At 69.6% G+C, this 9,842-nt stretch carries 9 protein-coding genes; all 9 read left to right on the top strand.

What is annotated here, in order from left to right; all coding sequences use genetic code 11:
- Window positions 1–357 precede the first annotated feature (357 nt).
- The 9 genes from C666_RS11575 to C666_RS11535 all read left to right on the top strand — a co-directional run bounded on the left by C666_RS11575 (window position 358) and on the right by C666_RS11535 (window position 9,837).
- Window positions 358–1,986, top strand: coding sequence for a sigma-54-dependent Fis family transcriptional regulator (locus tag C666_RS11575; protein ID WP_004338841.1), 1,629 nt, complete (start codon window positions 358–360; stop codon window positions 1,984–1,986).
- A 343-nt stretch (window positions 1,987–2,329) separates the two neighbouring features.
- Window positions 2,330–4,204 (top strand): methanol/ethanol family PQQ-dependent dehydrogenase, encoded by a 1,875-nt coding sequence (locus tag C666_RS11570; protein ID WP_004338838.1) that lies wholly within the window; start codon window positions 2,330–2,332, stop codon window positions 4,202–4,204.
- 104 nt (window positions 4,205–4,308) lie between these two features.
- Window positions 4,309–4,965, top strand: coding sequence for a pentapeptide repeat-containing protein (locus C666_RS11565; protein ID WP_004338835.1), 657 nt, complete (start codon window positions 4,309–4,311; stop codon window positions 4,963–4,965).
- A 36-nt stretch (window positions 4,966–5,001) separates the two neighbouring features.
- Window positions 5,002–5,406 carry a hypothetical protein gene (locus C666_RS11560; protein ID WP_004338833.1) on the top strand — a complete coding sequence of 135 codons (405 nt, stop codon included), beginning with the start codon at window positions 5,002–5,004 and terminating at the stop codon, window positions 5,404–5,406.
- 65 nt (window positions 5,407–5,471) lie between these two features.
- Window positions 5,472–6,005 (top strand): c-type cytochrome, encoded by a 534-nt coding sequence (locus C666_RS11555; RefSeq protein WP_004338831.1) that lies wholly within the window; start codon window positions 5,472–5,474, stop codon window positions 6,003–6,005.
- Window positions 6,002–6,778 (top strand): quinoprotein dehydrogenase-associated SoxYZ-like carrier, encoded by a 777-nt coding sequence (locus C666_RS11550; RefSeq protein WP_004338829.1) that lies wholly within the window; start codon window positions 6,002–6,004, stop codon window positions 6,776–6,778. The genes C666_RS11555 and C666_RS11550 overlap by 4 nt, the downstream gene beginning before the upstream one ends.
- The gene (locus C666_RS11545) at window positions 6,775–7,734 is read left to right on the top strand and encodes a quinoprotein relay system zinc metallohydrolase 1 (protein ID WP_004338826.1); all 960 of its coding nucleotides are present in this window, start codon (window positions 6,775–6,777) and stop codon (window positions 7,732–7,734) included. Before C666_RS11550 ends, C666_RS11545 begins: the two co-directional genes overlap by 4 nt.
- A 31-nt stretch (window positions 7,735–7,765) precedes the next feature.
- The gene (locus C666_RS11540) at window positions 7,766–9,196 is read left to right on the top strand and encodes a HAMP domain-containing sensor histidine kinase (RefSeq protein ID WP_004338824.1); all 1,431 of its coding nucleotides are present in this window, start codon (window positions 7,766–7,768) and stop codon (window positions 9,194–9,196) included.
- Window positions 9,193–9,837: a response regulator gene (locus C666_RS11535; RefSeq protein ID WP_004338822.1), complete on the top strand. Its 645-nt coding sequence runs from the start codon at window positions 9,193–9,195 to the stop codon at window positions 9,835–9,837. The genes C666_RS11540 and C666_RS11535 overlap by 4 nt, the downstream gene beginning before the upstream one ends.
- Window positions 9,838–9,842 lie beyond the last annotated feature (5 nt).

The following is a 9,842-nucleotide window of genomic DNA, read 5'->3' as shown; positions in this document are numbered from 1 at the left end:
CGCCGATGAAGTTGTCGTACTTCGCCTTGTACTGGATCGGCGCGCCAGAATGGCCAGGGTGTGCGTAAAGCATCTCGATGTCTCCTTTTTTCGTGGTTGCAAACGCCGTGTCGCGTTACCGGCCTCTTTTGCAGGCAGCGTGCCAGCACGCCGGATATTCGAAAAACAAAAATTTTTCTTTTCCATTCAAAGCACTAAAAATAAACTCACGAAAACACCGTATCCGGGGGCCGTTCAAGGCCTCTTCCCGGGGTGTTCAATTGCCGCACACCTGTTCCAATGCGATGCAGCCATGCATGCGCAGCTCGTCCGCATGTTGACGCATGCGGAAGGCACACTTCCTGCATGGACAGAACCATGGACGATGCAAGCTCCTCCTCTCTTCTCCCGGCCACCATCGAACCGGCGGACCTGCACGCCTCATGGGCACGCAGCAGGGGCTTCGGCCTGCGCCCCGAGGATGCGCTGTCGGATGCCCTGGTCAGCCCGGCCGATCTGCGCGACCGCCTCGAGGCCAACGCCCGCCTGCTGACCTTCTCGCGCCCGGTCATCGAGAACCTGTTCCGCCAGATCGACTGCCCGAGTTCGACCCTGCTGCTGACCGACTGCGACGGGCTGATCCTGAGCGCGATCGGGGACACCGGCTTCCTCGATCGCGCGACCCGGGTCGCGCTCTGTCCCGGGGCCGAGTGGAGCGAGGCGGCCATGGGCACGAATGCGATCGGCACCGCACTCACCACCCGCCAGGCCATCACCATCGATGGCAGCCAGCACTACCTGTCGCGCAACCGCTTCCTGACCTGCATCGCCACGCCGATCTTCTCGCCCACCGGCGGCATTGCCGGCATCCTCGACGTTTCCACCGACACGCGCGCCAACCTGTCGCATGCCGACGCGCTGCTGCGCACTACCGCGGAATGCATCGAGCACCGCCTGATCGAAAGCCTCGACGACGGTTTTCTCGCCCTGCATTTCCACGCCCGTCCGGACCTGCTCGGCAGCCCGCTGGAAGGGCTCGTCGTGTTCGACGAGGCGGGAAACCTGCTGGCCAGCAACCGCGCCGCACGCACGCTGCTCCATCTGCACGGGGAATTCCCGCGCGGCAGCTACCCCGAGAGCTTCACCACACAATGGCGGCACCTCGTAGACTGGGCCGCATTCGGGCCACTGACCCCGTTCCCGCTGCGCACGCGGCATGGACAGACCTGCGCCGCCCGCGCCGGGCTGATCCGGCCGCCGGCGTCGATACGGCACCCGCAGGGCCAGCCTGAAAGCGGCCGGCCGCGCGCGCCGCAGCAGCCCCGCCCCGCCCCGACGCCGGATACGGACCCGCGGGTCGTGCAAGCCGGCGCATTGCTCGCGGCATGGCAGCGGGGCCAGGCGCCAGGCCCGCTGCTGCTGAGCGGCGAAACCGGCACCGGCAAGCGCCATCTGCTGCACCGGCACTGCCAGGACCACGGCCTCGACGCGCGGCTGGTCGAACTCGATGGCTGCGCCCTCGCCGCCGGCACACGCCATCGGCCCGAGCTCGAGGACGCCCTGCGCCGGGCGGCCGGCGGGCTGCTCTACATCACCGACGCCGACTGCCTGCCCGCCGAGGCGCAGTCCCATCTGCTGCAGGCGGCGCACACCACGCACCACATCGTCGTCACCGGCCGGCGGCCGCACGGGTGCGAGGCCGCCGCCTGCGGGCCCACACCCGCACTGCTGACGGAGCAGGCGGTCCAGCGCGTGGCGCTGCCTCCGCTGCGGGAGCGCGCCGATTTCGCCTATCTCGTATACCGCCTGGTGCGCGAAGCCCGCGCCGCCGCCCCCATCCACGTCCCGCCCGAGACGATCGAACGCCTGTGCCGATACCCCTGGCCGGGCAACATCAGCGAACTTGGCAGCCAGCTGCGCCTGATGCTGGCCCTGGCCGGAGACGACAGCGCCGAGCTGCGGCCGGACGACATTCCGGACGAGCTGCTGGAAACCACGGGCCGCTGAGGCGGCTGCCCGTCCGCCGGCAACGCACTCCCCGCTTTTCCGCGTCGCACGGACCGCGCCCGCGCGCGCCGTGGCATGCGCATCCGTCCCGCGCCGTGTGACACGGTCGACCGCCCTGGCTGCTCCGGAAGGGGACGACTGTTCCAAATCGTTACACCACGGCCGGAACGAAAGCGCCCCGTGGCCTGCGGCACGCCGGCAACACCGGGACCGGCCCGCTCATCGGCGTCTGGCACGGTCTTTGCCAAAAGTCCCTTACCGGACATCCGGCCCGTCGGCAGCCCATGCGGCGGAGAGCCATACGAAATACCTACAAGACAAGATCAGGAGGCAAGGAGCAAAAATGAAAAAGTCGCATGCAAAGCCCTTCGCGCTACGCGCCATCGTCGCCGCCACCGCGGCGGCGCTGTCGCTACCCGTCGCCGCAGTCACCAATGTCACCTGGGAAGACATCGCCAACGACCACAAGACCCCAAGTGACGTGCTGTCCTACGGCCTGGGCCTGAAAGCACAGCGCCACAGCACGCTCAAGACCGTCAACACCGGCAACGTCGCCAACCTGGTACCGGCCTGGAGCTTCTCCTTCGGCGGCGAGAAGCAGCGCGGCCAGGAAGGCCAGGTGCTGGTGCACGACGGCGTGATCTACGCCACCGGCTCCTACTCCCGCTTCTTCGCCCTCGACGCCCGCAGCGGCAAGCGCCTGTGGGAATACAACCACCGCCTGCCGGACGACATCCGCCCGTGCTGCGACGTGGTCAACCGCGGCCCCGCCATCTACGGCGACAAGGTCTATTTCGGCACCCTGGACGCCGCCATCGTCGCGCTCGACCGCAAGACCGGCAAGGTCGTGTGGCGGCAGAAGTTCGGCGACCACAAGGTGGGCTACACGATGACCGGCGCCCCCTTCATCATCAAGGACCAGAAGACCGGCCGCACGCTGCTGATCCACGGCTCCTCCGGCGACGAGTTCGGCGTGGTCGGCTGGCTCTACGCACGCGACCCGGACACCGGCGAGGAAGTGTGGGCGCGGCCGCTGGTTGAAGGCCACATGGGCCGCCTGAACGGCAAGGACAGCACCACCACCGGCGATGCCAAGGCCCCGAGCTGGCCGAACGACCCCAACTCGCCCACCGGCAAGGTCGAAGCCTGGAGCCAGGGCGGCGGCGCGCCGTGGCAGACCGCCAGCTTCGACGTGGAGAACAACACCATCGTCATCGGCGCCGGCAACCCCGCGCCGTGGAACACCTGGAAGCGCACCGCGCCCGGCGACGACCCGCAGAACTGGGACAACCTGTTCACCTCGGGCCAGGCCTACGTCGATGCCAGCACCGGCGAGCTGAAGGGCTTCTACCAGCACACGCCGAACGACGCCTGGGACTTCTCCGGCAACAACTCCATCGTGCTGTTCGAGTACAAGGACCCGAAGACCGGCAAGATGATCAACGCCTCGGCCCACGCCGACCGCAACGGCTTCTTCTTCGTCAATGACCGCGACATGCTGGCCAAGGGCGCCGGCTACCCTAACAAGCCGACCTCGCTGATCGGCGCATGGCCCTTCGTGGATGGCATCACCTGGGCTTCGGGCTTCGACCTGAAGACCGGCCGCCCGGTCGAGAAGGGCAACCGCCCGCCGGCACCGAAGGAAGGCGCCGACAAGGGCGAGTCCGTCTTCGTCTCGCCGCCCTTCCTCGGCGGCACCAACTGGCACCCGATGTCGTACAGCCCCGACACCGGCCTGTTCTACATCCCGGCCAACCACTGGGCGATGGACTACTGGACCGAGAACGTCACCTACAAGGCCGGTTCCGCCTACCTCGGCCAGGGCTTCCGCATCAAGAAGCTGTTCGACGACCACGTCGGCATCCTGCGCGCGATCGACCCGGTCAGCGGCAAGATCGCCTGGGAGCACAAGGAAGCCTTCCCGCTGTGGGCCGGCACGCTGACCACCGCCGGCGGGCTGATCTTCACCGGCACCTCGGACGGCTACCTGAAGGCCTTCGACGCCAAGAACGGCAAGGAACTGTGGAAGTTCCAGACCGGCTCGGGCGTGGTTTCGGTGCCGGTGACGTGGGAAATGGACGGCGAACAGTACATCGCCATCCAGTCGGGCTACGGCGGCGCCGTGCCGCTGTGGGGCGGCGACCTCGCCGAGTTGACCAAGCAGGTCACCCAGGGCGGCTCGCTGTGGGTGTTCAAGCTGCCGAAAGCCAGCCGCTGATCCAGCCTGACGAGCCCGGCGCCGACCCCCTCCGGTCGGCGCCGGGCCCGTTCCCCTATCCGGGCGGGGGCATCCCGCCCGGCCTCCCTGGAAGGAGCACGCCCGTGGTTCATACCCGCAACCCGAACGCCGCCGCGCGGCCTTTCCGCCCGCACTGGCGCAACTTGCTGGCAGCGAGCTGTCTCGCCCTGGGTGGCCTGGGCACGCCCGCCGCATGGGCAGAGGAGGCACCCGACACCGATGCCGGCGCCGAAGAGGATTGGCCGCTGATCATCAACGGTTGCCCGATCTGGCCTTATACCCGCTGTCCGGGCGCCGATCTGCGCCACGCCGACCTCGTCGGCCAGAACCTGGCCGGCGCCGACCTGCGCGGCGCCAACCTGACGCGCGCCGATCTGCGCGCCGCCAATCTTTCCGCTGCCAATCTGGAAGGCGCCGATCTGACGGCAGCCCGCATGAACAAGGTCAACGCCGCCAGCACCAACTTCCGCAACACCCGCATGGTCGGAGCAGACCTGGAAGCGGGGCGGCTGATGCGCTCCGATTTCTCCGGCGCCGACTTCACCGGCGCGAGCCTGGAATTCGCGCGGCTCAACCACGCCTGGTTCATCGGCGCGAAGCTGGCGAGCTGCAATCTGCAAGAAGCGAAGTTCGTCTCGGTCAGGCTCGACGACGCCGTCATCGACCACTGCGTCACGCGCTTCACGATCTTCCCCGAATCCTCATTCGAAAACTGCCAGGGCTGTCCGACCGGCTGGTAAGCCCGGCAGCAATGCACACGACGAGACCACACCGCGATGCTCGGCCTATACGCCCAACACAGCCGCGAATACCTGCTGGTACTGATGATCGGCACCACCGTATTCTTTGCCCTCCCCATCTTCATTTCACCGCTGCGCTGGGCGCGCCTGATGCAATGGCGCATTCCCGATCACGAGCACTTGGCCATCTACTTCGGCCGCTGCTTGGGCGCCTTCATCCTGGTGGTGGAAGCCACCATGCTCCGCTCGGTAAGCACGGGCACCAGCTTCAGCTACGCCTTCGACGTGCTGTTCCTGGTCTTTGCCATGATGCTCGTGGTGCACATCTACGGCGCGGTGAAGCGCATCCAGCCGATCACGGAAACCCTCGAAATCGGCTTCTGGCTGCTGCTCCTGGTTCTGAATACGCTGTTCTACCCCGCCACGAGCATCACGCTGTGACCTCACCGCGCCATCAGGCCATCCACGGCCTGCCGGCACGATTTCTCTTGCCAGGGAGTCCCCCGATGCAGCCGCTGAACTCCGCCTCGTCCACCTTCCGCCAAGCACCGCGCACCGGCCTGGCCGCCACGCTGGGCGCGGTGCTGTGCGCCGCGCTGTGCTGCCTGCCCGTCGCCGCCCGCGCCGAGCGGCCGCAGCCGCCGGTCGTCGATACGTCCACGCTGCCGCCGCTCGCGCCCGGCTGGGCCGAGGCCAATCCGCTGCGCGGCAATGCCGCCGCCATCGAACTCGGCCGCAACGCCTTCAACCAGGCCTGTGCCCGCTGCCACGGCGTCGATGCCGACGGCTCGCGCTCGCCGGCGCCCGACCTGCGCCGCATCGGCGGCCTGTGCAACCGGGCCAAGGACCCGGCGCTGAAACAACGCTGCATCGAGGACAGCGACCATTTCTTCAAGTATTCGGTGCTGAATGGCAAGATCAAGCTCGGCATCGAACACATGCCGCCGTGGGAAGGCATCATCGACGCACCGGTGCTATGGTCGATCCGCAGCTTCGTCGAAAGCATGCGCAAGCCGCCACCGCGGCAGGAGGCGAAATGACACTGAGGGGGCGGCTCGCCGGCGCGGCGCTGGCACTGATGCTGGCCGGCCCGGGCGTGCGGGCGCAGGATACGGACGACCCACTGGGCTCGCCGCGCTGGGAGGAAATGCGCCAGACCTTCTTCCCCGGCGCGGAAGTCGTGTTCGACGACCGCGTCCGCGTCAGCGCGCCGACCACCGCCGAGGACGCGCTCAACGTGCCGGTGGCCGTCGACCTGCGCCGCCTGCAGGCCGTCGAGGAAGTGGTCGTGTTCGCCGATTTCAACCCCATCGTCCGCGCCCTGAGCTACGAGCCCGGCGGCGCCCATCCGGGGCTCGCCTTCCGCCTCAAACTGCAGCAATCCACCCCGGTGCGCGCTGCCGCGCGCACCGCCGACGGCCGCTGGCATGTCGGCGGCACCTGGGTCAACACCACCGGCGGCGGCTGCACGCTGCCGTCGACCGGCGCCGGCTCGCCGGAATGGCAGCAACGCCTCAACCAAGTCAGCGCCCGGCTGTGGCCGCGGGTCGATGGCGGCACCCGGCTGCGCCTGCAGGTCGTGCATCCGATGGACACCGGCCTCGCCGCCGGCATCCCGGTGTTCCACATCGAGACGCTCGACATCAGCAACGCCGACGGCGAGCGCCTGATGCGCATCCGCCCCGCCGAGCCGGTCGCCGAGAACCCGCTGTTCACCATCGACATCCCGCCCGCGGCGGTCGGCGGCGGCAGCCTGCGCATCAGCGGGCGGGACAACAACGGCAACCCGATCATGGCCGAGGTGGCGCCGTGAGCGCACGCGCCTGGCGCACCGGATTCGCCGCCGCCCTCGCCACGCTGGCGCTCCTTGCCGCGGGCCTGCCGGCGCGCGCACAGCAGGGCGGCCTCGACTACGGTCTAGCCCCCCAGCGCATCGCCGACGGCGTGTACGCGCTGATCGGCAGCACCGAGGACTTCTCCGCCACAAACGGCGGCAACATCGTCAATACCGGCTTCATCGTCGGCAGCGAGGGCGTCGTCGTCATCGACACCGGCCCGTCGCTGCGCTACGGCGAGCAACTGCGGCAGGCGATCTCCGCCATCACGCCGCTGCCCGTGGTGCTGGTCATCAACACCCATCACCACCCGGACCACGTCTTCGGCAACCAGGCCTTCGCACCCGCGACGCTGGCCGCGCTGCCGGAGACCCGCCGCGCGCTCGAGGCGGAAGGCGCGGATCTGCTCGAGAACATGTACCGCCTCAACGGCGCGTGGATGCGCGGCACCGGTATGGCGCTGCCCGAACGCATGCTCGAAGCCGGCCCGCTCGACGTCGGCGGCCGCCGGCTGGAGTTGTTCGTGCTGTCGGGCCACACCCCGGCCGACCTCGCGGTACTGGACGTCGCCAGTGGCACGCTGTTCGCGGCCGACCTGGTGTTCCACGACCGCGCGCCCACCACCCCGCATGCCGATCCGGAACGCTGGCAGCAGTCGCTCGACCGGCTCGAACGCATCCCCTTCAGGCACCTGGTGCCCGGCCACGGCGCCGTGGCGGCGGATGCAGCGCCCATCGCCCAGACCCGCGACTACCTGCGCTGGCTCGGGCAGACGCTGCGCGACGGTGCCGAACAAGGGCTGGACATGACGGAGATGCTGGCGCTCGAAGTGCCGGCGCGCTTCGAACACCTCGCCGGCGCGGCCACCGAATACCGGCGCTCGGTCATCCACCTCTACCCTGCGGCGGAGCGGGCCGCGCTGCAGGGCCGTTGAATCCAGGCCGCCGAACCGAGGTCACAGCGCGATGCGTCCCCCGCCCTTCCCACCGCCCGGCGCAGCCAGCCTGCACACCCGGCTGAGCCTGATGCTGACGCTCGTCCTCGCCCTCGCGCTGCTCGCGGGCGGCGCCCTGTGGCTGCGCGAGACACGCAACGCGATCCACGAAGAAATCGAATCCGCCGGCCGCGTTGCCGAGCAATGGCTGACCGTGCTCATCGACGAAACCCGGCTCGACGGCGCCGACGGCCAGGCGCGGCTGATGTCGGCCCTCGCCGCGGTCGGCCGCATCCGCGCGCATGCGCTCGAGATCACCGCCACCGGCGGCCAGCGCCTGTACGCCTCGCCCGGCGCCACCTACAAGGCCGGGCGCACGGCCCCCGCCTGGTTCGCCGGACACCTGGCGCCGCATCTGCGCGTGCGCCATTTCGATGCCGGGCCGGTGCAGATCAGCCTGCTGCCGGATGCCTCGCGCGCGGTGCTCGACGCCTGGGACGGCCTTACCTCACTGGCCGGCTGGGCGCTCGCCGGCCTGCTGCTCGCCGGCATCGGCTGCCACCTCGGCCTGCGCAAGGCGCTGGCGCCGCTGCGCGCCATCGACACCGCCTTCGACCGCGGCGCACGCGGGCACTTCGACCAGCGCCTGCCCGCAGTCGGCGCGCCCGAACTCGACCGTCTCGCGCGCAGCTACAACCGCCTCGCCGACCAGCTCGACCACACCCTCGCCGACAACGCAGCCCTGGCCGCGGACCGGCACTTCGCCCGCGCGGTGCAGGACCGGCTCGAAGCGGAACGCCGCCTGATCGCGCGCGAACTGCACGACGAACTGTCACAAGGCATCACCGCCGTGCGCGCCATCGCCGGCGCCATCCAGCAGCGCAGCACCGAGCAGCCCGGCATCCACGGCAACGCGCAGGTCATCCTGGCGATGACCGGCCAGATGCAGGACGGCATACGCACCATCCTGCAGCGCCTGCGCCAGCCCGCGCCGGAAGCGCCCGGCACCGCCGGCGCCCTCGTCGAGGATGCCTGCAGGCAGTGGTCGCGGCTGTATCCCCAGATCGCCCTCGACTGCCGCATCGCCGCCGGCGCGCCCACGCTGGCCAATGAGCAGACGCATGCGCTGCAGCGCCTGCTGCAGGAAAGCCTCACCAACGTCGCCCGCCACGCCCAGGCCAGCGCGGTATCGGTCGCACTGGCCTGGAACGCGCAGACCGTGACGCTGAGCATCACCGACAACGGCCTCGGCCTGCGTGCGGACGCGGCCGACCCGCGGCCGCGCTACGGCCTGCTCGGCATGCAGGAACGGGTGCGCGCACTCGGCGGTACGCTGCGGCTCGAGCGCCCGGCAGACGGCGGCTGCCGGGTCGAGGCCAGCCTGCCGCTCGCCCTGCCGGCCGGCCCCTCCGCCCCCCACGCTTCCGATCCACGCTCACCTTCCGAGGAATTGCGCGCATGATCCAGCTCGCTCCCCTGAGCATTCTGCTGGCCGACGACCACGCCGTCGTCCGCATGGGCTTCCGCCTGCTCATCGAGGGCGCCGGCGCAACCGTCGTCGCCGAAGCCGACAGCGGCGAAGCGGCGATCCAGGCCTGGAACGAACACCGCCCGGACGTCCTGGTCATGGACGTGTCGATGCCCGGCATCGGCGGCCTGGGCGCGCTCGAACGCCTGCTCGCGCACCATCCGGACGCGCGCGTGCTGATGCTGTCCGCGCACGACGACACGCTGATCCCCACGCGGGCGCTGCAGGCAGGCGCAAGCGGCTATCTGTCGAAGCGCGCCCACCCCGACGCGCTGCTGCGCGCCATCGCCGACGTGGCCGACGGCCGGCGCCACCTCGACCCCGAACTCGCCCCCAAGCTCGCGCTGGCGCGCCTCGGCGGCAGCAGCCATCCGGCGGAAGCGCTGACCGGCCGGGAATTCAACGTCTTCCTGCAATTGGCCCGCGGCCACTCGGTCAACGAAGTCGCCGCGACGCTGAACCTCAGCAGCAGCACCGTCGGCACCCACCTGTATCACATCAAGCAAAAGCTCAACGCCAGCAATGCCGCCGAACTGGCCCTGATCGCGGTGCGCGCCGGCCTGGTGGAGGCCTGATCGCA

This window comes from Thauera linaloolentis 47Lol = DSM 12138 (assembly GCF_000310205.1).
Taxonomy (GTDB): domain Bacteria; phylum Pseudomonadota; class Gammaproteobacteria; order Burkholderiales; family Rhodocyclaceae; genus Thauera; species Thauera linaloolentis.
This window is presented reverse-complemented; position numbering and strand designations above follow the sequence as displayed.

Coding starts and splice junctions, on each gene's coding strand:
- C666_RS11570 (WP_004338838.1), top strand. CDS start 2,330: ATGAAAAAGTCGCATGCAAAGCCCTTCGCGCTACGCGCCATCGTCGCC.
- C666_RS11575 (WP_004338841.1), top strand. CDS start 358: ATGGACGATGCAAGCTCCTCCTCTCTTCTCCCGGCCACCATCGAACCG.
- C666_RS11555 (WP_004338831.1), top strand. CDS start 5,472: ATGCAGCCGCTGAACTCCGCCTCGTCCACCTTCCGCCAAGCACCGCGC.
- C666_RS11560 (WP_004338833.1), top strand. CDS start 5,002: ATGCTCGGCCTATACGCCCAACACAGCCGCGAATACCTGCTGGTACTG.
- C666_RS11540 (WP_004338824.1), top strand. CDS start 7,766: ATGCGTCCCCCGCCCTTCCCACCGCCCGGCGCAGCCAGCCTGCACACC.
- C666_RS11535 (WP_004338822.1), top strand. CDS start 9,193: ATGATCCAGCTCGCTCCCCTGAGCATTCTGCTGGCCGACGACCACGCC.
- C666_RS11550 (WP_004338829.1), top strand. CDS start 6,002: ATGACACTGAGGGGGCGGCTCGCCGGCGCGGCGCTGGCACTGATGCTG.